Source organism: Paenibacillus gansuensis (assembly GCF_042684925.1).
Taxonomy (GTDB): Bacteria; Bacillota; Bacilli; order Paenibacillales; family DY6; genus Paenibacillus_N; species Paenibacillus_N gansuensis.
Genome location: NZ_JBHUME010000019.1, coordinates 25,139 through 49,708, shown reverse-complemented (window position 1 = coordinate 49,708; position 24,570 = coordinate 25,139). Strand labels below are relative to the sequence as shown.

The following is a 24,570-nucleotide window of genomic DNA, read 5'->3' as shown; positions in this document are numbered from 1 at the left end:
CCTCCATTACGATTCCCAACTTTTCCCACTTATTCTTCCTATCGAAAATAACAAACTTGTCGTTACTTGTGATACGGTTCACCACGATTGATCTTCACCGCACGATAAATCTGCTCGATCAGCACGAGTCGCATCAGCTGATGCGGCAAGGTCATGCGCCCGAAGCTCAGCTTCTGCTGGGCGCGGGCCAACACCGCATCGGCGAGTCCGTTCGATCCGCCGATGATGAAGCAGATGTGGCTCGTCCCGTAGGTGCCCAGTTTATCAAACTGGGCGGCCAGTTCCTCCGAGGACCACATCTGCCCCTCAATCGCGAGCGCAATGACATGCGCGTCGCTCTTCACTTGCGCGAGAATACGCTCGCCCTCTCGCGCCTTCACAATGGCCTCCTCCGCCGCACTCATCGTCTCCGGAGCCTTCTCGTCCGCCACCTCGGTCATCACGAGCTTAACGTACGGCCCCAGCCGCTTCGCATACTCCGCAATGCCCTGCACCAGGTACTTTTCTTTCAACTTGCCCACCGATATGATCTGAACCTGCATCAGCAGCACTCCCACCAGTTAGTTTCTATATGTATACAGTAACCAGCCCTTAGCGAAATCCCTTTCGCTGTGGCACATCCACATTACTCTATTTACCTTGTTTTGAAGCCCCCACACTAACTCATCGACCGCGATTTTCCTTATGGTGTTGCCCCAGCAGCGAGATAGCGAAAAAGAGTGTCTTCCCTTCCCCCAAAACGATCTTTTTCCCGAAAACAGCGTAATCCCGCATCCAAATAAGGGTAACCCTTACCATCAGCACCTCCAACCGCAAGGACTCATATCCGGTTGAGCGTTGGTCAACTCTACCACCGCAAAGCTCCCCCCAAACAACAAAAAAATGGGAGCCGAAGCCCCCATTTCCCCTACACCACCAAAAACTTGCCCTTCTGCGCACACTGCTCGCAATGTGCCGGCGGGTCCCAATGGTTGAAATGCGTGCATTCCAAATCCACCAGGTCCGGTGCGTCCTCGTATTCGTCCACGAATTTATCGATTGCCAGTTCCAAATGATCTTTACATACCACGTACATAAAGTTACCTCGCTTTAGCTGTCATGATGAGAAGAATAAATGCGACTATACTCCCTATTTTACCTCAAAAAGCCTCCCGCGGACATCCCTAACGAGCAGATTCCAGAAACAAGCAGTCAGCCGGGGCAATGGTTTTGGGGGCTTACTGCCTACTCCTCATCCGCCCGCTGTTCCAGTACCACATCTACCGTCTCCAGCTTGCCCTCGCGGTAATACGATATCTTCACCGTATCGCCGATGGACTTCTTCTCGTATAGGTATTTACGCAGATCCAGTTCGCTGGCAATGTCCACATCGTCCATCTTCACGATGACATCGTTGAACCGCAGCCCCGCCTTCAAGGCCGGTCCCTGCGCTTCTAGCACGATAATACCAGTATCCACATCCTTCGGCAGTTTTAGTACGTCCGTAGGCGAGTCTTCGCTGCCTTCTTCTCCCAGATAGTTCTGGAGATCAATCGTGGAAACGCCCAAATACGGCCGGTCGACTTTTCCGTGCTTAATCAGTTCGTTCACAATCGGCATCGCATCATTAATAGGAATCGCAAACCCTAAGCCCTCAACGCCCATGTCCGCGACCTTCATGCTGTTGATGCCCACTACTTTACCGTCCAGATTCACCAAAGCGCCGCCGCTGTTCCCCTGATTGATCGCTGCGTCCGTCTGGATGACTTCCTGCTCCCAATCATAAGTCCCGTCATTGCTCAGTGAAATCGGCAGAACACGGTGTGTGGAGCTCACGATCCCGAAGGTAATAGACTGGGAATACCCGAGTCCCAGAGGGTTGCCGATGGCAATGACCCATTCGCCGATCTGCAGCTGCTCGGAGTTTCCGAGCTCCGCCACGTTCTTCACGCCCGCGCTGTCAATTTCCAACACCGCTAGATCCGTGATCGGATCCTGGCCTATCAGTTTCGCATTTTTTTGCGTGCCGTCGGAAAGAATAACCTGCAGATCCGCAGAATTATCCACCACATGGCTGTTTGTGATGATCCGGGCAATTTTACCCTCTTTTGCAAAAATAACGCCGGACCCCAAAGCCGACTCCCCCTGCACCTGGTTGCCGCTTTCGTCAAGATCCCCGTTCTGCTGGTTAATGACGCTCACTACGGAAGCATTGACCTTCGCAGCAGCATGAATAATCTTATCATTCCCGGCGATGCCCATCCGGTCGGATAGCGCCGCTTTGCCCCCGGCACCCTCGCTCTTCCCGTCCATCGCAGTGATCGCAAACGCCGTAACCAAAACGCTCAGAACACAAGTGACCGCCACCACCGTCCACATACGGGGACTACTGGTAGCACGGCCTTTAATCGAACGCACGAGTCTCTCCCGCACGGGCACCTTCGTCGTATAGAATTCATCTCCAAAGAAACTCACAGCCATCTCTCCCCTCGGGTGGGCACTATCCTTCTAGAATCTATTTATCTATCACTCCATAGGAATGTTTTCTAAACCAAAAGACTATAATAGACTATAACCCAACCATGCACAAAAACCAATTTTTTACTTTAATTTTACTATACTGCGTTAAAGGGGAAATGTCTAATGAACCGTGTCCACTCCCACCTCCGCGAGGTCGATATGATCGGAAAGCTGGCTGATCTGAAAACATTCCAGGCTCACCAGTCCCTTCTGTTGCATGCATTGATAGATTTGCTGAATGAAAAAGGAATCGTCACCAAAGAGGAAATCGCTGCGCGGGCCGAACAGCTGGACGGCTTTACTTCCGGCTGATCGTATCCCACATCGTAGGACGGTCATAGAACGTATCCATTAACGTGACCTCTTTCTCCTGCACGCGAATTCCCTGTTCTTCTAATATGTTATTCACGGTTAGTTTGGCCAAATCCATCATATTGTGATCTCTGCTCAAATGCGCTAAGTACACCCGCTTCGTATCCCCGGACAAAAGCTCGCAGAGTGCGTCCCCGGCGGCTTCGTTGGATAAATGGCCGATGTCGCTGAGGATTCGCCGCTTGATGTTCCACGGGTATTTCCCCATGCGCAGCATGCCCACATCATGATTCGACTCCAGCACCAGCACATCGGAATCGATAATCGCTTCCTTCACTTTGCCGCTCATGTACCCAAGATCGGTAGCCAGGCTTAATTTCTCTTCTTCGTGATAAAAAGAATACCCGACCGGCTCCGCAGCATCATGGGAAATCCCGAACGACGCCACTTTCAGAGAGCCAAAATCCTTCATCTCCCCGGTATCCATGACCTTTACCTTGTCTTCGGCAATTTTGCCGATCTGCTTATTCAGTTCTTCCCATGTCTTCTCGTTAGCATAGACCGGCAGATCGTACTTACGTGCGAACGCCCCAAGCCCTTTAATATGGTCGGAGTGTTCATGCGTTACCAGAATCCCGTCTATATCGGCCGCATTCACGTCACGCTCGCTGAGCAGCTGTTCCATGCGCTTCGCGCTAAAGCCGACGTCGACCAGCAGCTTTGCATCTTCGGTCTCCACAATCGTTGCATTCCCCGTGGATCCGCTCGACAACACGCTGAATCTTATTCCCATTCTTGTTTCTCCTTTTGCGACGGGTCTTCCACAGCCCCGCTGATGGCATGGACATAATAAATGCCCCCGCCTTCAATCGCAATCCGCCAATACGGAGCCAATACCTGTACCGGGGAGTTAAACGACTGGCCGTGATAACCGAGCCGCACATCCTGAATCGCGGACCCGTTCGGCAAATAATTCTCGATGACACGCCCGACCGCCTTGTAAGCGGACAGCACCTGCTGTTTCGGTTCCCCGTTCCCTAGAGGTTTATCGGCATAACTCTGGCTGAATGCGGTAATTTTCTGATTTTCGTGATAGAGCTTCATTTTCATTTCAAAAAGCGGATACCCGCCGTACATCTGCTGCAGGACGAACACGCCGCCTCCGCTCGTCACGGGATCCAGCTCGTAATGTTCCGTGTGCTCCGCCTTGCCCTGAAGCGCCTTTTCCAGCTGCTTTCGGTTAAATACCGCCTTCGTCTCAATCTGCGGATCTAACGGCACCTGCTGCTCCGTACTCACCGTCTGATTGAACGTGACGGTAATCTGCAGGCTGGGCGTTTCCTTCGGAATTTTCGTGTCTAATCCCAACCGGATCTGTTTCTGCTGCATAATCGCCTGAATGTCCTCTGTCAGTCCGTTGAAGGACGGGCTCGACCTCGTCTCCTTGTAATCGTTCCACAGCTGAAAGCCGAGCAGCACATTAAGCATCAGAAAGGACAGAATCAGCACTGTTTTGGCCTTGCCCCAATCCATACCCCATCTCCTTTGCTACAAAATGTGCCTCTCGCCGTCCGCCGTCTCCACGGCCCAGACCGGGCGCAGCTCTACGTACTTTTCCGTAATGGTCGGCACGTAAGCCGGATACAGATCTCTTACCGGAGAAGGAAGCTTGCGGTTAAGCAGCCGGTCCTGCAGCTCCTTGCCGCCGGGCAGCTCCAGCTGTGTCTTCTCGGTGACCGGCTTATCCAGGTTGATCAAGGACCGCTCGTACGCGGAAACTACGCCCTTTTGAGCGGTTAACCGCATATACCCGAACGACGCTCCCTCGTCCGAAATAATCGGATAAGGCCCGTAATACTGCTGGAACATGAACCGGTTGTTGCCGTCCGCCTCGCTGCCGCCGGTCTCGTGAAGAATGTACTTGCCGTTCCAGCCCCCGTGCCGGTTCACAAACTGCACCGATGCATAGAGGTTCTCCAGTACGTTATTGCTGCTGTCTACAGGCGCAATCGGGTCCGTGTAGGTAATCCACTTGGATTTGTTGATGACCCTCAGCCCTCTTTTGCTGTCCGTATAGATGACCGAACCGTCCTTCTCCGGCAAATTGCGCGTAATGCCAGGGTCCGGGAACAGGCTCCGCTGCATTTGGTCGGATGTAAACTGGTCGTAAGGAATCCGGTATTTCACAATTTTCAGCGGTTCTGAAGGCAGGTAATACTCCCCGTACTCTGTTGCATAAGGCGTCTTAAATTCCCCGAAACCTACGAATTCCTCTACGTCTTTCACCGTCAAATCGGCTTTCGTAGATTCATAGATCGCCGATCCCGTATCGTTCACGAACAGGGTGCGAACCTCTTCTTTATTTTCTTTCATATAAATCCAGATACGGTTAATTGTATCAGATTCCAACGCCGTGTCTCCCTGAATTTGCATCATTCTCGCTAGGAGATTCATGGGAATTCCTTTATTGAACCGGATCTCCACACCCTTGAAGGTTTTGCGGATTTCACTCCAGTCCACAGTTAGAATAGACAATCGCTGGAATCCGTCAAACGTCCGCCCTTTGAGCCGCTGAAAAATCAGGTTATAAAACTCCGTCTCCGGATACAGCACGGTGTGCTTGTCCAAGCCGAAATGCAAAATCATTTCGTCCGGCTGCAGCAAATTCTCCGCGGTTTCCTCTGTTCCCTGTAAATCCGTGCGGATATAGCCGCTCTCCGGCTGGTTCGTAATGCTGAAATTCGGAAAGTTATAGGCCAAAAAGTAACTCTGCAGCAGACTCAACAGCACCAGCACTGCAAGCAGTACCGATTTCGCTTTCTCTTTCATCAGGCCGTCACGCTCCCTTCCGCTGCAACCGGCAGCGTGAAGCTGACCTTCGTGCCTTGATTCACCTCAGACTCCAGGGAGATCGTGCCTCCATGAGCCTTCACAATTTCCCGGGCAATCGACAGGCCTAAGCCCGTACCGCCCATATTCCGCGAACGGGCTTTATCCACCCGGTAGAAGCGGTCAAAAATCCGCCCAAGATCCTTCTTCGGAATCCCGATACCGGTATCCTTGACGGCGATCTCGACGATTCCCGCTTCAGGCAGCCGAGCCGACAGCTCAATATTTCCGCCGTCCGGCATATATTTGATAGCGTTCGACACTAAGTTGTCGAGCACCTGATCGATTTGGTCGCGGTCGATAGAAGCCGTCCCCACGCCCGCTTCGCGGATAATGCGCATGCTGATCGACTTCTGCTTCAGCTGAAAAGAAAACCGGTCCGCCACTTCCTCGAGCATCTCGATCATGTCGGTCTTCACCCGCTGGATCGCTGCATTGCGCGAATCCAGCCTGGACAGGTGCAGCAGATCCGTAACGAGCCGGATCATCCGCTCGGTTTCGTTGCGCGTCACGCCGATGAAGCGTTTCGCGAGCGACGGATCCTCCACGGCGCCGTCGTCGAGCGCCTCGAGGTAGCTTTTGATCGTGGTGAGCGGCGTGCGCAGCTCATGCGATACGTTCGCTACAAACTCGCGGCGTGACTGCTCCAGCTCTTCCTGCTCCGTGATATCCTGCAGCACCGCAATGGCGCCGGTGACGCCTTTCTCGCGGCTCAGAATCGGAGTGAACGTTACGCGCACGATTAGAGGCTCCTCCTCTGGATGCAGCGTGAGCCGCACCACGGAGGCCTCCAATCCGCCGCTAAGGAACGGTGCCAGCACCGCCGGCTCCATGCCCAGCAGCCCGGAGAGCAGCGAGCCTTCCGCGCGCCCCGGCTTCACTTTGAGCATCTGCATGCCCCGCCGATTCATCAGGATGACTTGTCCCAGCGTGTCCGTCGCTACAACCCCGTCGGAGAGATTGGTCAGAATCGAAGCCAGCTTCTCCTTCTCTTCTTCATTGATCGACAAGGCCTCCTGCAGCCGGTTCGTCATGTAGTTGAACGCTTCGCCCAGCTGCCCGATTTCGTCGCTGCCGAGAATCTTCACCTTCTGCTCGAAGTTGCCCTCTGCTACAGCCGTAGCCTGTTTCGTAATTTCCTTGATCGGATTGGTAATCATATGCGAAAGCACGACACCCAGCAGCGCGGTCAGCACCAGAGCGAACAATGTGCCGGAAATGAAAATCCGGTTAATATCGTCCATATCCTGGTAGAGGTTTTTCATCGATGCTTCCAGGTACACCGCACCGACGATCCGTCCGCTTTCATCGAATGCCGGCTTGGCAATGACCTTTTTGCGGTTGTTGTCCGCATCGACGATTTCCTCTTCGTTATCTTTGATCCCCTGAAGCGCACGGCTGACGAGCGTTTTGGTTACCTTTTGCCCGATATAGGCCTGCTGCATCTGCTTCGACACGGCGATAACGATTCCGTTCGCATCAATAATTTGAATCTCCGCTTCCCCGATGCTGAGCAAATCCTGTACATACGGGTTCAGATCTTCCCCGCTCCGGGGTTTCTTCGTCTTATCCTGGTTCATGCTCTCGGCAATTTTCGGCCCGATATACACGGACAGGAAATCCGCCTGCTTCGTCAGGTCGTTCGTAAAGTTGGTGATTAACGAATGCTTCAGCGTCGAAACAAAATACACCCCGATCAGCTGCATCGCAATCAAAATCAGCAGTACATAAATGATAATCAGCTTCAGCTGGATCGTCTGAAGAAAACGAAGCCCTTTCATCAGAACCCACCGGCTTTAGGGCTGCGCATCATATACCCGAGTCCTCTCCGCGTGGTAATGTACTCCGGTTTACTAGGGTCGTCCTCTATCTTCTCCCGCAGCCTGCGGATCGTTACGTCCACCGTACGCACGTCGCCGAAGTACTCAAACCCCCATACCGCTTGCAGCAGGTGCTCCCGCGTCATCACTTTGCTCGCATTCTTGGCCATGTAATACAGCAGCTCGTATTCTCTATGGGTCAGGTCCAGCGGCTCGCCGTCCTTATATACGATATACATGTCCGTATCGATCATCAGGTTATGGATCCGGATGCCGTTCACCGGGCGCTGGGCTTCCTCCTGCTGTGTTTGTGCGGTCGCCTTCGTCTGCCTGCGCAGATGCGCTTTTACCCTGGCCAGCAGCTCTCTCGTGCCAAAAGGCTTCGTAACGTAATCGTCCGCCCCTAGCTCCAACCCCAGCACTTTATCAATCTCCGAATCCTTTGCCGTCAGCATAATGATCGGAATATCCATACGGGAGCGCACCTCGCGGCATACATCCATGCCATCCTTTACCGGAAGCATCAAGTCTAGCAATATCAAATCAGGCTCTTCCCGGAATGCGAGTTCTACGGCCTCTCCGCCGTCAAAGGCGCAAATCACCTGATAGCCTTCCTTCTCCAAATTAAACTTCAGAATATCCGCAATCGGTTGTTCGTCATCCACAACGAGGATCTTGCCGTACATCCTGCATTCACCGCCTTCTGTCTTTATGTTGTTTACGCTCGTTCAAACGCTCGTACCGCCTGGGAAATCCCCCGGCAAGCCCATAGCTGTATTTTAACATACTAAGCTACTGACTACTAATGACCCCAGCCCCCTATTTTTCCTCCAAAAACAAGAAACACCGCGGCTTAGACAGCTGCGATGCTCCAACTTAAACATATAATATAAGATAAGTTCAATATTCCATTTTACAGATAGCTTAGCGGATTTTTGAGAACCCCGTTCTTGTATACTTCAAAATGCAGATGAACACCCGTAGAGTGCCCTGTGCTTCCCATAACGCCAAGTTTCTGGCCTTTCCCTACTTTGGTCCCTTCCGAGACACTGATGCTTCTCAAATGGCCGTACAGCGTCTGGTAGCCGTTCTGGTGATCGACGATGACGCAATTGCCGTAACCGGATTTGACCCCGGCAAAAATGACTTTTCCGTTATCCGCCGCTTTGATTGTGGAACCGCCTACCAGGTCGATGCCTTTGTGCTGGCGGCCCCAGCGCTTGCCGAACGTGGAAGTCAGTCTAGCATTCGATACCGGATAAGAGAACACGCCGGTTCCTTCCTCAATGACCACCTTGGTTCCTTTCAAAATGATCTCCGGAATGGATTTCCGCTCCACTTCTTGGCCCACCACTTCTTCATCCAGTACGAGCCCGTTAAGCTTTGTCAGCTTGTAGATGACCTTCTTGGAACCGTTGGCCCCTTGCTGCACGCGCTTCATTTTACCCTTTTTCAACGTCTTGTCGTATTGGTAGATCACGCTGTGTTCAATCTCGTGACGTTCCACCACCTGTTCGATCGTCTTGACGTTCACGGCTGGCCGTTTGACGGTCAAATCCAAGGTGTCGCCGACTTTGATCATATCGTCCTCAATCCACGGATTGTTCTTGTACAGCTGCTCCTTTGGAATATCGAACCGGTTGGCGATACAGCCGACACAGTCGCCTTCCTTGACTATGTACTTTACGGGTTTTTCTGCTCCGGAGAACAGGGTGGCCAGTACAGCCGCTGCGTCTTTCACCTGATTAGGATCGGTAACCGTTACTTGGTCGGTGCTGAGCTTTTCCATCACCTGCACGTATTTCATCGTTCTGCCGACTGCAGGCGATGACTTTGCAGTTCCGGTCTTGGCAGTTCCGGTCTTGGCAGTACCGGTCTTCTCACTTACCGAAGCCAGCCTCATGAACGTAACGGCTTTATTCTGCTTCTTTGCCAAGGACGGCGCAAACTTCGTTCGTACTCGGTTCAGGATGTAATCAGCAGTTGCCTGGTCCTTCACCGTTCCGATGACTTTGCCGTTCACTTTCACTTGAATGCCGGCTGCCTTTGCTTCGAGCAGGCGGTCCAGCTGCTTGAAGGCGGCTGCATTATCGCTCTTTGCTTTGTAGGCTTTCTCGCTCTTGATGCTGAGTTGATCGTCATTCACCGCCATGTTGACGTTCGGATGCTGCTTTTTCACAGCTTCGTTCTTGGCTTGAATGAACTGATCGACTACTTTGGGGCTGCTCACTGTTCCCGCTTCTTTATTTGCTACGTAAACGTGGAACACTTCCACGGTATGGGCCTTCACATATTGCTGGCCTGCGATGATGCTGACAGCAATCAATCCTGCCGCCCCTGCGGCAAACCATGCATTTCTCTTACGGGTCGGAGCCGTCTTCTCCTGCTGCTTCGCCGCTTGCTCGGGCACAGCGGGTGTCGCGGTGCTGCTTTGCTTACGGTTGAATCTGAATAACGACATGTCTCTCTCCTTAAGTATGGTCTTCAAATAAAACAAACCGGATTCGGAGGCGTAACGCCTTTCATCAACGGTTCACTTTGACTACTGTACCATAGCCTAATTCGATTTTTCAACTGCAGGTGCCTGTCCATCCCCGAACAACGCCATCAACTGACCATATTCTTCCTCGGTAAAATACTTTTCCAGGAGCGTTTTCACACTTGCCAATTCCTGCTCCGTGATGCCGTCCTCTATGTACGCAGAAATTTTCTGCATCTCCCCGGATGGCAGCTTTTTTTGCATCATTGCGAAAATTTCAATTTTCTGTTCTGCCGTCAGCTGCTCCTTTTTCTCCTTGAGTTCATCCGTAGACATTACAACAGGATCATCCAGTTCGCCGCTGTCACTTCCAGAGTTTTGGCTCCAGGCAGGCAGCGCGTCTTCGCCGAATGGATCGCTGCCGGTGCTGCCGGCATTGCCGCTTGCGTCCGTGCCCGAGTCGTTGCCTGTGCCCGTGCCACTGTCTGTGCCCGTGTCACTGCCCGCACCAGCACCTGTATCGCTATCTGCACCCGAGTCACTGCCTGTGCCGATACCCGTTTCACTGCCCGCTCCGTTACCGCTGTTACTGCCAGAAGCATCTCCGTCTCCTGCCGCAGAGCCGCCATCCCCGCTGGATGCAGCCGGATCGTCGCTCCCTTGGCCGTTCCCGCTTCCTGACCCCGAAGTACCGCTGTCTGCACTCTTACCGCCACCGGATAACCCGCTTAAACTACCTAACAGCTGCCCCATCTCTAATTTGCCGCCGGTCATATTCACGTTAAACTGCCCCAGCAGCTTTTCCACATAATGATTAATGACAACATATGATGTGTAAATCGATAACAAACTCACCAGCACTGTCGTTCCTACTACTTTTCCCAGCCATTTCATAAATTTCATGTCTCACTCCGCCTTCCCGTCTGCACGTTCTGTTCGCTAGTATCCAGTATTGACGGGTCCGGCCGCTTTTCAACCCCCACTCTAGTAATTTTGTATCATACATTACCTATCATGATAATTCTGTTACTCTACATTTCACGTAACGGACTTTGGGCGTTACAGCTACTCCCCGGTCCACGTAGCGGTACTTTTAGGTGCTACAGCTACTCCACGATCCACGTAACGGTACTTTTAGGCACTACAGTTACTCCCTGCTCCTCGTAACGGTACTTTTAGGCACTACAGCTACTCCCTGCTCCTCGTAACGGTACTTTTGGACACTACAGCTACTCCCCACTCCACGCAACGGTACTTTTGGGCGTTGCAGCTACTCCCCGCTCCATGCAACGGTACTTTTAGGCGTTACAGTTACTCCCCGGTCCACGTAACGGTACTTTTAGGCGTTACAGCTACTCCCGCTCCATACAACGGTACTTTTAGGCGTTACAGTTACTCCCCGGTCCACGCAACGGTACTTTTGGGCGTTGCAGCTACTCCCCGCTCCATGCAACGCTACTTTTAGGCGTTACAGTTACTCACACACACAAAAAAGCCCCCACCCTCTGCCAAAGCAGAAGATGGAGGCCTTACTACAGTCCATTATACGTATATCGGTCTTACTTGGTTCGTTTGCTCCCGGTTGCGTCCTACGGAGAAGATGGAAATCGGAATCCCGGACAGCTGGGAAACACGCTCCAGGTAGTGACGCGCATTCGCAGGAAGTTCATCCAGTGAGCGAACGCCGGTTACGTCTTCCGTCCAGCCCGGCAGCTCTTCGTATACCGCTTCGCACTCAGCCAGCATGTTCAAAGAAGCCGGATAGTAGTCGATTACTTCGCCTTTGTACTTGTAGCCTGTGCAAATTTTCACCGTTTCCAGCCCAGTCAGCACGTCGATCGAATTCAGGGACAGCCCTGTAATCCCGCTGACACGGCGCGCATGGCGGACTACGACGCTGTCAAACCAGCCGACGCGGCGCGGACGGCCGGTAGTCGTGCCGTACTCGTGACCTTTTTCACGGATAAGATCGCCAATTTCATTGATTTGCTCCGTAGGGAACGGTCCGTCACCTACACGGGTTGTGTAAGCCTTTGCGACGCCGATGACCTGGTGAATCTTCGTAGGGCCTACGCCGGAACCGATACATACGCCGCCAGCCGTAGGGTTGGACGAAGTAACATACGGATATGTACCTTGGTCAATATCCAGCATGACGCCTTGCGCGCCTTCAAAAAGTACCCGTCTGCCGTTATCGATGGAATCGTTCAGCACAACCGAAGTATCTGTAACGTAAGGACGAAGAATTTCCGCGAACTCCAAATATTCTTTCAGAATCGGCTCAAATTCCAAACCTCGCGTTCCGTATACTTGCTCGATCAGATGATTTTTCTCTTCCAGCACGCGTTTCAGCTTCATCTCGAACTCTTTGGCGTCCATCAGGTCCGCAATCCGGATCCCGCTACGAGCCGCTTTATCCATGTAAGCCGGGCCGATCCCTTTACGGGTGGTACCGATCTTGTTCGCGCCTTTGCGGTCCTCTTCCAGGCCGTCCAGAACCATGTGATAAGGCATGATGACGTGAGCGCGGTCGCTGATTTTCAGGTTCTTCGTTGTAAAGCCATTATCATGGATATAGTTAATTTCTTCGATCAGCGCAGCAGGATTTATAACCATGCCGTTGCCGATGACACAAATTTTATCGCTATAAAAGATTCCCGATGGAATGAGATGCAGCTTATACTTCTTATCCTTAATGAGAATGGTGTGGCCTGCGTTGTTACCCCCTTGGTAACGGGCTACCACTTCTGCGCTTTCCGCCAAGAAGTCAGTAATTTTCCCTTTGCCTTCGTCGCCCCACTGGGTACCTACCACAACTACAGTTGACATTCCATTACCCCCACACGTGTGTTTATCACACCGTTAATTTGCCGCAAAATCAGCAGCTTATTCAGTTTATCAGTATACCGTACTAAAGTCAAACGCAAAAACGAACAATAACATCCCGCGGGACATTATTGTTCGGATTTAGTTACTGTGCATAGGCCATATCCTGGTGAGCCCGGTCCAGACTGACGAATTTATTATAATTTTTCAAAAAGACCAATTCCACCGTTCCCACGGGTCCGTTACGCTGCTTAGCGATAATGATCTCGATAATGTTCTTCTTCTCGGATTCCTTATCGTAATAATCGTCACGGTAAAGGAACGCAACGATATCGGCATCCTGCTCGATCGAACCGGATTCCCGAAGGTCGGACATCATCGGACGCTTGTCCTGCCGCTGCTCAACGCCCCGGCTCAGCTGGGACAGCGCGATGACCGGCACTTCCAGCTCCCTTGCAATCTGCTTCAGCGTACGGGAAATCTCGGATACTTCTTGCTGGCGGTTCTCCCCAGCTTTGCCCCGGCCGGAAATCAGCTGAAGATAATCGATGAGAATCATCCCGAGTCCCTTCTCTTTCTTCAACCGGCGGCATTTGGCCCGAATCTCCGACACGGTAATCCCGGGCGTATCATCAATATAAATCTCGGCTTCGGACAAGGCACCGATCGCCATCGTCATCTTCTCCCAATCGTCCGCTTCCAGCGTACCGGTACGCATCCGTCCGGCGTCAACGTTAGCTTCGGCACAGACGATACGGTTTACCAGCTGCGCTGCGGACATCTCGAGCGAGAAGATCGCGACGGTTTCCTTCGCCCGCACGCCCACGTTCTGGGCGACGTTCAGTGCGAACGCCGTCTTACCAACGGAAGGACGGGCCGCGACGATAATCAAGTCGCTTCGCTGGAACCCGGACGTCATCTTGTCCAGGTCCACAAACCCCGACGGAATGCCCGTCATGTCACCTTTGCTCTGGTGGAGGAACTCCACCCGCTCAAACACTTCCATGAGAACATCCCGGATGGAGATGAACCCGCTGCCCGTGCGGCGGTTTGAAATTTCCAGAATCCGCTGCTCCGCTTCGTTCAGAATGCCGCCAACATCGTCCGCCCCGCCGTATCCGTTGCTCACGATTTCCGTGGCCGTCCGGATCAGGCGGCGCAGCATCGACTTCTCTTCGACGATCGCCGCGTAATAATCTACGTTAGCGGCCGTCGGAACGCTGTTGGCCAGCTTGGCCAAATAACTTACACCGCCGATGTCCTCGAGCTCCTGCTTGTCCTGAAGACGGGACGTCAGGGTGATCAAGTCCACCGGCTGGTTGCCTTCCCCCAGCTCCACCATCGCCTCAAAAATCCGTTGGTGGGCGGTACTGTAGAAATCCTCGCTGCGGATCCGTTCCATCGAGGTGACAAGCGCCTCGCTGTCGAGCAGCACGGCGCCGAGCACAGCCTGCTCGGCTTCCAGATTTTGCGGCGGGATGCGGTCAAAGAACATTTCCCCGTTCATAGGTTGACCGCTCCTCCTTATTCTTCCGTGATGTGCACTTTAACCGTCGCTTTTACTTCCGGGTGCAGTTTCACAGGCACTTCGGTAATGCCAAGCGTGCGGATCGGGTCCGCCAGTTCGATCTTGCGCTTATCTACTTTAATCTGGCGCGCCGCCAGCTCCTCAGCAATCTGCTTACTGGTGATAGAGCCGAACAGGCGGCCGTCTTTGCCGATTTTGGATTTGATGGAAATCGTCATAGCTTCCACTTTAGCAGCGAGCTCTTGGGCATCCTGCTTTTCTTTCTCTTTACGCTTGCCTTCAGAAATCGTTTGCTGTTCCAGCGTCTTCACGTTACCTTCAGAAGCGGCCTTTACCAGCCCTTTCGGCAGCAGAAAATTATTTACGTAGCCTTCGGAAAGGTCTTTGATATCCCCTTTTTTTCCTTGGCCTTTCACATCTTTCAAGAAAATGACTCTCATTCGAACAACCCCTCTTCCTCTTCCATTTGATTAAGCACTTCGCGCAGTTTCCGGTTTGCCTCTGCAAGGGTGCCGTCCAGCTGCGTAGCCGCATTCGTCAGATGTCCGCCGCCGCCCAGTTGCTCCATAATCACCTGAACATTGATCTGCCCCGTAGAGCGTGCGCTGATCCCGATGAACCCGTCCGGCCGTTCGCTGATGACGAACGAAGCCAGAATTTCATTCATGTTAAGCAGAGTGTCCGCTACTTGGGCAATCGTCAACTGCGGCACTTTGCTTCCCGGCTCTGATACGGCAATTGCAATATGATCGTTAATGATCTCGGCGTTCTTGATGATCTCCGCCTTTTTCATGTAATCCGTCAGATCTTCCTTCAAAAGCTTACGCACCAACGCCGAATCCGCACCGTTACGGCGCAGATAAGAGGCGGCCTCAAAGGTCCGCGCTCCCGTCTGGAGCGAGAAGCTCTTCGTATCCACCACAATGCCCGCAAGCAGGGCCGTAGCTTCCAATGGACTGATCTCCATCGGATCGTGGAAATATTGCAGCAGCTCGGTAACCAGTTCACAAGTGGAGGATGCGTATGGCTCCATGTAAACCAGTATCGCGTCTCCGATGAAATCCTCACCCCTGCGGTGGTGATCCACAATGACGATGCGATGTGTATTCTGCAGAATTCTAGGCTCTTTAAGCATCGAAGCCTTATGTGTATCCAGCACGGCCACGAGCGTGCGAGGATTAACCAGCGTAAGCGCCTCCTCGGGCGAGATGAAACTCAGCCCGATGCGCTCATCCTCGCTGAGCAAGTCCAGCAGCCTCTTGATGGAAGGATTGACCCCTTCCAGCACGATATAGCCTTCCTTGCCGCTCAAATGCACGGCTTTCAGCATGCCTACCGCTGCGCCGATCACATCCATATCCGGGTTTTTATGTCCCGTGATAATAACCTTCTCGCTCTCCTTGATCAAATCGCGGAGCGCGTGCGAAATGACGCGGGCCCGTACCCGGGTGCGTTTCTCCACGGCGTTCGATCTCCCGCCGTAGAAGGACAGTCGCTGGCCCATCTTGACGGCCACCTGATCGCCCCCGCGGCCCAACGCCATATCCAAACTCGTCTGCATCAGCTGGCCGAGTTCAATTAAATTCGTCGATCCGCCGGCAAAGCCCATACTGATCGTCAATGGCAGCTTATGATCAGCCGTCAGTTCACGGATTTCGTCCAGCAGTTCAAATTTTGTCTGTTCGAGTTCCTTCAGCGTATGCTGATCTAACACGAGCAAATATTTATCCGAGGCAATACGCTTCAGGAAAATTTCATACTGCAGCGCCCATTCCGCGATTTGGCTAGTCACTTTCGACATCATCAGGTTCCGGCTCTGATCGTCCATCCCCTGAGTCACTTCATCCAGATTATCCATCATCACGATCCCGAGGACTGTCTTCTCTTCCTCGTAGCTCTTGGAAAGAAGGTGGTACTCGCTCACATCACGGAAATACATTAATCGTTCTTCGTATCGGGCATACACCTGGTAAACCTTGAGTCCGATCTGCACCTCGAATATCTGCTCTTTCTTGCCTTTCAGCGCAGGGAAAATCTCGTCCATCGGCTGTCCGATCAACGAATCCCGATCCGCCATCACGGCGATATACGGGTTGCTCCACTCAATCGTGCGATCCTCGTTATACAGCAGTATTCCAAGCGGAAGCTCATTCACCACTTCATTGCCCGCCCGCTTGACACGGTGGGATAACGTGCTGATGTATTCATTCAAATCGTGCCGGAAAGCTTTCTCGGCTTGAATCGTGTAGTAGACCAACACACCGCATAAAATCACCGCTGCTAATCCTAATTCCCAATGAAAATAAGCCAGCCCCAGCGAAAGCAGAAGAATCAAGGCCAACGCCCAGACGATATGCAAACCGTGCCAACGGGTCAGCAGAAATTTCGGCATTTCGTTTCGCTCCCCATTAATTTTTCAGCCTTTGCCGGATTGGGAACGCTGTATCAAATACGCCGAGCAGACTCAGCGGCGGGAAGAAAATCACAGCGGCCAAACCCAGGACTAACCAAACCTTGTTCCATTTCTTCAAATCAGCAACAAAACATAAGAAACTGAACGCCTGCACACAGAAGGCAAAATTCAGCAGCGGCATCAGATTAATCAGGATTACAGCCATCGTGGAATTATGATCATCCGCGGGGATGAACAGATTGGCGATCATGCCCACCAGGTAATAGAACACAAGCGATCTTGGCAGCATCCAGTCTTTGAAAGGCCTCACTTTAGGCAGTTCCACGTTCTGGCGCTTCAAAATCCGGCGGGTCAGCGTATGCCCGATCGTTACAAAATAGAAGGATCCGGCGATCATATAGAGAGGAATCAGCTGAATAATCAAATCTGACAACTGATCAATGTAGTCCCTTGGCAGCATTGCCTTAGAGGCATCGGGAAGGTTCTTCATGGTCTCTTCTACCAGATCGGCCAACGTTCTTCCGAAATCAAATCCAAGAAGTCCGCTTACGGCAAATCCGGCCACCATGACGCCCAGCACGGTCAAAATCCCCGAGGTGGTTACGGCAATTGCGCTTTTCTGTTTCTTATATAAGGAACCCATGACCACAGCCGGCACTGCAAAAAATAACGTGAGCACCAACGTAATCAATCCCAGCGACTGAAGAAAGACGAAGGGCAGCACGCATAACGCCGCAAGGCACAAGGAGAACCGCTTCGCATCCAGCGTTACGCTTAGAATCAGCAGCGGAACTAAGAGCACACTCAGCGCAAGAAAATTAAACGGTGTAAGCATCAGTAATAATAACGCTAAGTAAAGAACTGCCCATAAATACGGCTTAATACGATTACCCAACAAGTTCACCTCTTATGAAAATCCGCTATAAGCTGCTGCAACTGCCATTTGGGCCAGCATTATTGTTGATTATACCACAAACTCCGCCGGTCTGCCGAAGGCCGCCATATGAAAAACAGCAAGGCAGCAGTGCTGTCCTTACTGTTCGTACCATATCTTTTCCCTTATTAATTCACTTTAATGTAATCTCAAGCCTGTGCGGACAACCCTTTGAAAGCGGTGTTGGCGCAATAATCGATCACTTCGCTGCGTCTTACGATTCCGATAAACTTGTTGGTGTCATCGACGACAGGAACAAAGTTCTGTACTTTCGCCAGGCTGATCAGATCCTCCATATTTGCGTCGATCCTGACACTCTTGTGCTGCAGTCTCAGGGGAACATCGGATAAATGATAACGGGAAGCTTCATCAAATGATAATTTGGCCGTATTCTTGATAAACCATAACAAATCGCCCTCCGTCACAGTCCCCATATATTCTCCCTGTTCATTCAGGATCGGGACGGCTGTGTACCGGTGGTATTCCATTCGCTCCAGAGTTTGCCGCAGCGTCGATTCCATGGTCATATAAGCTACTTCCTTCTTCGGAAGCAGAAAAAACGCTACATTCATCATCTCGCTCTGTCTCCTACATCAGTATAATGCGTGTGAAAAAAGTTCTCTTTCTATTAACCATCTTATCACACCTTGCCCCACCCAACCTGAATCCAACCTTAAAATTACGCTCCTGATTATATTATGTACGGCGCCGGCAAGGATTGTATTCTTAAAACATTTACACGCCCTTAACATAAAGAATGCCGCCGGAACCAGCCCGGCGGCATCTGCTTTATTTTAATTACAGCTGCGCTGTCTTCTTCCAATCTGCCGCAAATTTGTCCAAACCTTGATCCGTCAGAGGATGCTTAGAAATTTGCTCGATTACGGAGAACGGAATCGTGGCAATGTGCGCTCCTGCCATCGCTACACGCGTTACGTGGTCCGGATGGCGGACGGATGCGGCAATGATTTGCGAGTCCAGGTTATGCGTACGGAACAGCTCGGCTACTTTGGCCACAAGCTGAACTCCGTCTTCCGAAATGTCATCCAGTCTGCCCAGAAACGGGGAGACGTAGGTAGCGCCTGCGCGGGCCGCCAGCAGTGCTTGATTGACTGTGAAAATCAGCGTTACATTGGTTTTCACGCCTTTTTTCGTCAGGTACCGGCAAGCTTCCAGGCCAGCGAGCGTCATCGGAAGTTTAATGGTGATATTGTTATCGTTATTGTTGATTTTAATCAATTCATTCGCTTGCGCAATCATATCCTCAGCTGTTAATGCATCCGGCGTAACTTCGGCAGATACGGATTCGACTTCGGGAACTTCACGCAAAATCTCTGCGATGCGGTCTTCAAACTTCACGCCTTCTTTGGCTACCAGCGATGGGTTCGTCGTTACACCGGATAATACGCCGATTTTATAAGCTTTCTTAATGTCCTCAACATTTGCGGTATCGATAAAAAATTTCATAGTACCTGCCTCCGTTTATCGTTTTTTAGTTACCCAATACTTCTTTAGCCGAACGTACCACATTCTTAACAGAGAAGCCAAAATACTCCATTACTTCCCCGCCCGGGCCAGAAGCACCGAATGTGTCTATAGATAATACTTTGCCCTGCGGTCCTGCATAACGTTCCCAGCCTAAGGAAATGCCCGCTTCTAACGTTACCCGCTTTGTGACGGAATCCGGAAGCACATTTTGCTTATAGGCCTCAGGCTGACGGTCGAACATTTCTCTGCTAGGCATAGCTACTACCCGCACCGAACGGTTTTCCCGTTCCAATTCCGCTTTGGCGCTTACAGCCAAGGATACTTCAGAACCGGTTGCGATTAGGATGACATCCGGTGCCGCATTCGTTTCTTCCAGAATATATGCGCCTTTTGCTACATGTTGCACATTGCCTTTGGTCGCTTCATATACAGGCAGATTCTGTCTGCTGAGAACCAAGGCTACAGGACCTTCCTTCTGCTGCAGCGCATAAGCCCATGCACTTGCCGTTTCGTTGGCATCGGACGGGCGAATCACCGTTAGGCCCGGAATGGTGCGCAGGGCAGCCAAATGCTCGACAGGCTCATGCGTCGGGCCGTCTTCCCCTACTGCGATGGAGTCGTGGGTAAAGACATAAATTACAGGAAGCTTTTGCAGAGCTGCCAACCGGATGGACGGGCGCAAGTAATCGCTGAATACGAAGAAGGTGCTTACGAAAGGCTTCACCCCTCCATGAAGGGCCATCCCGTTTCCTGCGGCGCCCATCGCATGTTCGCGTACACCAAAGTACACATTGCGTCCTCCATAAGAATCAATAGCGAATGTTGGCTCTCCGCTGATATCCGTCATCGTGGAATGGGATAAATCCGCACTGCCTCCGAAAATGGAAGGGACCGTTTTAATGTAATGATTGATCGCTGATCCGCTTGCCACCCGGGTGGAGATGCTTTTTGAAACGTCAAAAGTAAGGATATCTTCTGCAGAAAGCGTCAGCGAGCCATTAATGGCTTCCTCAAGCTCTTTGCCCTGTACTGGATATTGTGCCTTATATGAGTTGAATAATTGCTTCCATTCTTCTTCTTTCATAGCACCTTGCTGCTTCAATTGTGCAAAATGTGCCCTCACTTCGTCAGGAACTGTAAACTCTTCTTCATGTTTCCAGCCATATACTTCTTTGGTCGCTTTCGCTTCCTCTTTACCAAGCGGGTTCCCGTGAGCTTTGTTAGTGCCCGCGACCTTGCTTCCGTATCCGATAATCGTGCGGATTTCAATTATCGTAGGCTGGGACGTGTTTTGTTTTGCCGCTGCGATCGCTTCGCTGATGGCCGAAACATCATTGCCGTCTTCTACCCGTAAATATTGCCAATTCGCCGATTCGGCTCTCTTTTTCATATCCTCGCCAAAGGAAAGATTCAGGTCCCCATCCAGGGAAATGTCATTGGAGTCATACAGCGCTATTAATTTGCCAAGCTTCATATGGCCCGCCATCGACATCGCCTCATACGACACGCCTTCCATTAAGCAGCCATCGCCGACTAGAGCGTACGTATAATGGTCGACTACCGGGAACCCGTCTTTATTAAATTTAGAAGCCAGGTGTGCTTCAGCCATCGCCATACCGACAGCCATTGCAATACCTTGGCCAAGTGGGCCGGTGGTTGCGTCTACACCGTCTGTGTGCCCGTATTCGGGATGACCCGGCGTCTTGCTGTTCAGCTTACGGAACTGCTTCAAATCCTCAAGAGAGACCTCATAGCCGGCTAAATGCAAAAGGCTGTAAAGCAAAGCCGAACCATGGCCGGCCGAAAGAACGAAACGGTCCCGGTTAAACCATTTGGAATGAGCAGGACTGTGCTGCAGATGTTTGGCCCACAAGGTGTAAGCCATCGGTGCAGCTCCCATCGGCAGGCCTGGATGGCCTGAATTCGCACTGTTAATAGCATCGATGGATAAAGTCCTGATCGTATCGATTGCGAGTTGATCCATAGCTGTTGCAGAAAGAGTTTGCGTGTTAGACATACATTTGTTCTCCTTTTTTCGTTTCATTTGCTGGTTCAAGCTGGTCGTCCAGCCACCAGTGGTACCCATCCTTAGCTAACAAGTCATAGGATTCGGCAGGACCGTAACTTCCGGCTGTATAAGAATGAAGCGGCACCAGGTTTTCCTCAAATGCTTCCAGTACCGGTTGAACCCATTTCCAGGACAATTCCACCTCATCCCAGTGGGCAAAGAACGTGGGATCGCCATGCAGAGCATCATGAATTAAATTCTCGTAAGCCTCGGGAACGTCGCCCCGGCTCGTGTGGAAATCGATGTGAATAGGCTGGAATTCCCCTTTATGCTGAGGATCTCTTGTATTCAGCTGTAAAGTTATCCCTTCGTTTGGGCTGATTTCAAAAACCAGCAGATTCGGGGATGGGCCTTCTTCGTGAACAGATGGGTGTTGTTTTAACGGCTCTTTAAACTCAACGACGATCCGCGTTATTTTATCCTTCATCCTTTTCCCGGTCCGGATATAGAACGGTACGCCCCGCCAGAACACATCATCAATTTGCAGCTTCGCCGCAATGAACGTGTCATTCATGGAATCGGAGGGGATACCCGGTTCCGATGTATAGCCGGTGACCGGCTGTCCCTGAATCGTTCCAGCTGTGTATTGGCCGCGGATCACGCTGGTGCCGACATCCGCTTTTTGCAGCGGTTCGAGTGCTTCCATGACCATTTTCTTCTGGGAACGGACCTTTTGAGCTGTACTGTTCTTCGGCAGGTGAATAGCGAGCATCATAAGCAATTGCAGCATATGATTTTGGAACATATCCCTTACGGCGCCGACATGGTCGTAATACCCCGCCCGTTCCTCAACGCCGACCGTTTCGCTGGCCGTAATCTGCACATTGGCAATGTAACGATTGGTCCACAGCGCCTGGAGGACCGGGTTCGTTTGCTGAAGGACCTCCAGCTTTTGGACCATAGGCTTGCCAAGATAATGATCGATACGGAAAATCTCCTCTTCCGTAAAGGACTTACTCAAATGTTCATTTAATTTACGGGCTGACGCTAGATCGTGCCCAAACGGTTTCTCAATCACCAGGCGCTTCCAGCCGTTCGCCGACCCTAGCCCGCTTTCTTGAATGTTCGTTGCAATAGTTTCAAAATATTCCGGACCTACCGACAAATAAAACATGCGGTTAGGCGCAATTTGCAGCTCCTGCTCCCGTTGCTCGACCAGTGTCAGCAATTTTTTGTAATCGTCTGTATTCCCTATTTCCAGAACACTGTAACGTAACGCATCCAGAAATTTTTTCAATACTCCCGCATCTGAAGCCTTGCGTCTGGAAAAAGTATGAATGGATTGCTCCACATTGGCTCTAAAGGTTTCATTAGACCATTCTCTTCTTCCCAAACCGATTAAGGAAAAAGATTGCGGAAGCTTTTGTTCCACAAATAAATTATATAAGGCAGGATAGATTTTTCTTTTGGCCAAATCCCCTGTTGCACCAAATAAAATAAAAGTAGCTGGTTCCATGTAATAATCTCCTTTCATCTGTTGCTTACATCCACTATAATACGAAGTACACCTATACATGTAATAAATATATTTCACAGGAGCTATAGATGATGTCTATGACCATAAATTACGAACTGTACAAAGTCTTTTATTGGGCCGCCAAAACAGGGAGTCTTAGCCAGGCAGCCAAAGCGTTATACTTAACTCAACCAAGTGTCAGTCATGCCATTAAACAGCTGGAAGACAGCTTTGGCCTTACCTTGTTTTACAGAAACTCCAAGGGTGTGGACCTCACCCCGGAAGGTTCCGTATTGTATTCCTATATAGAGCAGTCCCAAATTCTGATTTCACTTGCTGAAGAGAAAATGGCCGCATTGAAAAATTTGGACAGCGGAGAGCTGCGCATCGGCGGCAGTGATTCATTGTTTAAACATTATTTGCTGCCATATTTGGAAGACTTTCACCAAAAACATCCGGGCATCAAGCTTCACTTAAATCATGGAACTACGCCGGAAATCATCTCTTTTCTTAAAGAAGGGCGAATCGATCTGGGTGTCGTCCGGATGCCGATCGTTGATCCCCAGCTTGAAGTGAGGGAGAGCTTCCAGCTACAGGAGTGTTTTGTTGCGGGGAAACGGTACACGGAATTAGAAGGTGCAGTACTATCCTTGGATATGTTGCTCCAATACCCCGTCATCTTATTCTCCCGGAACAGCCGTGCCCGGATGGCAATCACTGAGCTTTTCGAAAGCTACGGCCATAAGCTGAAGCCGGAAATTGAAGTGGGCAGTGTAGAGCTTTTAATTGAGTTTGCCCGAAAAGGGCTTGGCATTTCCTATGTAACCCGGGAATTCGTCACGAAGGAATTGGAAGAGGGCTCGCTGTTTGAAATTCAATTGGATGTGAAATTACCCCCTTCCCACGTAGGGATCATGATTATGCGGAATATGCCTTTGTCTGCTTCCACCGGCAGGTTTATCGATCTGGTTCGGTAGACGCCTTCGAGGAAACAAAAACAGCCGGATCCTTAGGATCCGGCTGTTCTCTATATAACGGATTACTCCGTAGTGTATGGCAGTAAAGCGATTTGACGGGAGCGTTTGATCGCAGTCGTCAGAGCGCGTTGGTACTTCGCGCTTGTTCCAGTTACACGGCGAGGTAGAATTTTACCGCGCTCGCTGATGAACTTCTTAAGCAGATCGGTATCTTTGTAGTCGATGTGCTTAATTTTGTTAACAGTGAAGAAGCAAACTTTACGACGCTTGTTGCGTCCGCCTTTACGGGAGAATTTCTTCTCGCCGCGCTCTTCGCCGCCGTTCTCTCTTTTTTGGAAAGCCATTCAATATCATCCTTTCTACATGAAATATTCCATTCCCGCTTCAGGGAATTAGAAGGGCAAATCATCATCCGAAATATCAATCGGTTTGCCGTCGTCGGAGAATGGATCCTGGTTGCCTCGGGATGCAGTTCCTCTGGAGAAATTACCGCCTGATCCTTCTTCACGGGTAAACCCGCCGCCGTTATTGCTGCCGCCCTCACGGTTTCCGCTGTTGTTCGATTCTAGGAATCTAACATTATCGGCTACCACTTCGGTTACATAAACGCGTTTGCCTTCAGCATTGTCGTAATTGCGGGTCTGGATTCTTCCTTCCACCGCAGTCAGACGGCCTTTACGAAGATAATTCGCGCAAGTTTCCGCCAGCTGTCTCCATGTAACAATATTAATAAAATCGGCTTCTCTTTCACCGTTCTGATCTTTAAAGTTACGGTCTACCGCCAGAGAAAATTGAGTTACGGCCACGCCAGCCGGAGTATAACGAAGTTCCGGATCTTTGGTTAATCTGCCAATCAGAATGACGCGATTCAACATGGGTTT

The 24,570-nt window shown here is 51.2% G+C and carries 23 protein-coding genes; 2 read left to right on the top strand and 21 right to left on the bottom strand.

Going from position 1 to position 24,570, the window contains the following annotated elements:
• Positions 1-62: 62 nt before the first annotated feature.
• From rlmH to ACFSUF_RS23115, 3 genes are all read right to left on the bottom strand, one after another.
• Positions 63-542, bottom strand: a complete 480-nt coding sequence (gene rlmH / locus ACFSUF_RS23125) for a 23S rRNA (pseudouridine(1915)-N(3))-methyltransferase RlmH (protein ID WP_377607061.1) — start codon at positions 540-542, stop codon at positions 63-65.
• A gap of 365 nt (positions 543-907) precedes the next feature.
• Entirely contained in the window at positions 908-1,075 is a 168-nt protein-coding gene (locus tag ACFSUF_RS23120) for a CxxH/CxxC protein (RefSeq protein ID WP_377607059.1), read from the bottom strand.
• Between the two features lie 149 nt (positions 1,076-1,224).
• Entirely contained in the window at positions 1,225-2,454 is a 1,230-nt protein-coding gene (locus ACFSUF_RS23115) for a S1C family serine protease (protein WP_377607057.1), read from the bottom strand.
• Positions 2,455-2,622: 168 nt separating this feature from the next.
• Between ACFSUF_RS23115 and ACFSUF_RS23110 the strand changes: the two genes are divergently transcribed.
• Positions 2,623-2,811: a hypothetical protein gene (locus tag ACFSUF_RS23110; RefSeq protein ID WP_377607055.1), complete on the top strand. Its 189-nt coding sequence runs from the start codon at positions 2,623-2,625 to the stop codon at positions 2,809-2,811.
• On the opposite strand, the gene ACFSUF_RS23105 is transcribed toward ACFSUF_RS23110, so the two are convergent.
• From ACFSUF_RS23105 to zwf, 16 genes are all read right to left on the bottom strand, one after another.
• Positions 2,798-3,604 carry an MBL fold metallo-hydrolase gene (locus ACFSUF_RS23105; RefSeq protein ID WP_377607053.1) on the bottom strand — a complete coding sequence of 269 codons (807 nt, stop codon included), beginning with the start codon at positions 3,602-3,604 and terminating at the stop codon, positions 2,798-2,800. The genes ACFSUF_RS23110 and ACFSUF_RS23105 overlap by 14 nt on opposite strands.
• Complete coding sequence (yycI, locus tag ACFSUF_RS23100; RefSeq protein WP_377607051.1) at positions 3,595-4,344, bottom strand: two-component system regulatory protein YycI; 750 nt, start codon at positions 4,342-4,344, stop codon at positions 3,595-3,597. Before yycI ends, ACFSUF_RS23105 begins: the two co-directional genes overlap by 10 nt.
• 15 nt (positions 4,345-4,359) lie before the next feature.
• Positions 4,360-5,640, bottom strand: coding sequence for a YycH family regulatory protein (locus tag ACFSUF_RS23095; RefSeq protein WP_377607049.1), 1,281 nt, complete (start codon positions 5,638-5,640; stop codon positions 4,360-4,362).
• Positions 5,640-7,481, bottom strand: coding sequence for a cell wall metabolism sensor histidine kinase WalK (gene walK, locus ACFSUF_RS23090; protein ID WP_377607047.1), 1,842 nt, complete (start codon positions 7,479-7,481; stop codon positions 5,640-5,642). The genes ACFSUF_RS23095 and walK overlap by 1 nt, the downstream gene beginning before the upstream one ends.
• Positions 7,481-8,206 carry a response regulator YycF gene (gene yycF / locus ACFSUF_RS23085; RefSeq protein ID WP_377607046.1) on the bottom strand — a complete coding sequence of 242 codons (726 nt, stop codon included), beginning with the start codon at positions 8,204-8,206 and terminating at the stop codon, positions 7,481-7,483. Before yycF ends, walK begins: the two co-directional genes overlap by 1 nt.
• 227 nt (positions 8,207-8,433) lie before the next feature.
• On the bottom strand, positions 8,434-9,981 hold the full coding sequence (locus ACFSUF_RS23080) for a peptidoglycan DD-metalloendopeptidase family protein (RefSeq protein ID WP_377607044.1): 1,548 nt from the start codon (positions 9,979-9,981) through the stop codon (positions 8,434-8,436).
• 96 nt (positions 9,982-10,077) lie between these two features.
• Complete coding sequence (locus tag ACFSUF_RS23075; RefSeq protein ID WP_377607042.1) at positions 10,078-10,902, bottom strand: hypothetical protein; 825 nt, start codon at positions 10,900-10,902, stop codon at positions 10,078-10,080.
• Positions 10,903-11,541: 639 nt separating this feature from the next.
• Entirely contained in the window at positions 11,542-12,828 is a 1,287-nt protein-coding gene (locus tag ACFSUF_RS23070) for an adenylosuccinate synthase (RefSeq protein WP_377607041.1), read from the bottom strand.
• A gap of 142 nt (positions 12,829-12,970) precedes the next feature.
• Complete coding sequence (dnaB, locus tag ACFSUF_RS23065) at positions 12,971-14,332, bottom strand: replicative DNA helicase (RefSeq protein ID WP_377607039.1); 1,362 nt, start codon at positions 14,330-14,332, stop codon at positions 12,971-12,973.
• Between the two features lie 17 nt (positions 14,333-14,349).
• Positions 14,350-14,793 (bottom strand): 50S ribosomal protein L9, encoded by a 444-nt coding sequence (rplI, locus tag ACFSUF_RS23060; RefSeq protein ID WP_377607037.1) that lies wholly within the window; start codon positions 14,791-14,793, stop codon positions 14,350-14,352.
• Positions 14,790-16,745, bottom strand: coding sequence for a DHH family phosphoesterase (locus tag ACFSUF_RS23055; RefSeq protein WP_377607035.1), 1,956 nt, complete (start codon positions 16,743-16,745; stop codon positions 14,790-14,792). The genes rplI and ACFSUF_RS23055 overlap by 4 nt, the downstream gene beginning before the upstream one ends.
• 16 nt (positions 16,746-16,761) lie before the next feature.
• Positions 16,762-17,661 carry a DUF2232 domain-containing protein gene (locus ACFSUF_RS23050; RefSeq protein WP_377607033.1) on the bottom strand — a complete coding sequence of 300 codons (900 nt, stop codon included), beginning with the start codon at positions 17,659-17,661 and terminating at the stop codon, positions 16,762-16,764.
• 188 nt (positions 17,662-17,849) lie between these two features.
• Complete coding sequence (locus ACFSUF_RS23045) at positions 17,850-18,272, bottom strand: CBS domain-containing protein (RefSeq protein WP_377607603.1); 423 nt, start codon at positions 18,270-18,272, stop codon at positions 17,850-17,852.
• 226 nt (positions 18,273-18,498) lie between these two features.
• Entirely contained in the window at positions 18,499-19,167 is a 669-nt protein-coding gene (gene fsa, locus ACFSUF_RS23040; protein WP_377607031.1) for a fructose-6-phosphate aldolase, read from the bottom strand.
• A gap of 25 nt (positions 19,168-19,192) precedes the next feature.
• A complete protein-coding gene (gene tkt / locus ACFSUF_RS23035) occupies positions 19,193-21,205 on the bottom strand; it encodes a transketolase (RefSeq protein WP_377607029.1) in 2,013 nt (670 codons plus the stop codon).
• Entirely contained in the window at positions 21,198-22,712 is a 1,515-nt protein-coding gene (gene zwf / locus ACFSUF_RS23030; RefSeq protein WP_377607028.1) for a glucose-6-phosphate dehydrogenase, read from the bottom strand. Before zwf ends, tkt begins: the two co-directional genes overlap by 8 nt.
• Positions 22,713-22,810: 98 nt before the next feature.
• On the opposite strand from zwf, the gene ACFSUF_RS23025 reads away from it, so the two are divergent.
• Positions 22,811-23,689: a LysR family transcriptional regulator gene (locus ACFSUF_RS23025; protein WP_377607601.1), complete on the top strand. Its 879-nt coding sequence runs from the start codon at positions 22,811-22,813 to the stop codon at positions 23,687-23,689.
• A gap of 62 nt (positions 23,690-23,751) precedes the next feature.
• Here the strand turns inward: ACFSUF_RS23025 and rpsR are convergent, their stop codons facing one another.
• Entirely contained in the window at positions 23,752-24,033 is a 282-nt protein-coding gene (gene rpsR, locus ACFSUF_RS23020) for a 30S ribosomal protein S18 (protein ID WP_377607026.1), read from the bottom strand.
• Between the two features lie 48 nt (positions 24,034-24,081).
• A complete protein-coding gene (gene ssb, locus ACFSUF_RS23015; RefSeq protein ID WP_377607024.1) occupies positions 24,082-24,564 on the bottom strand; it encodes a single-stranded DNA-binding protein in 483 nt (160 codons plus the stop codon).
• Positions 24,565-24,570 lie beyond the last annotated feature (6 nt).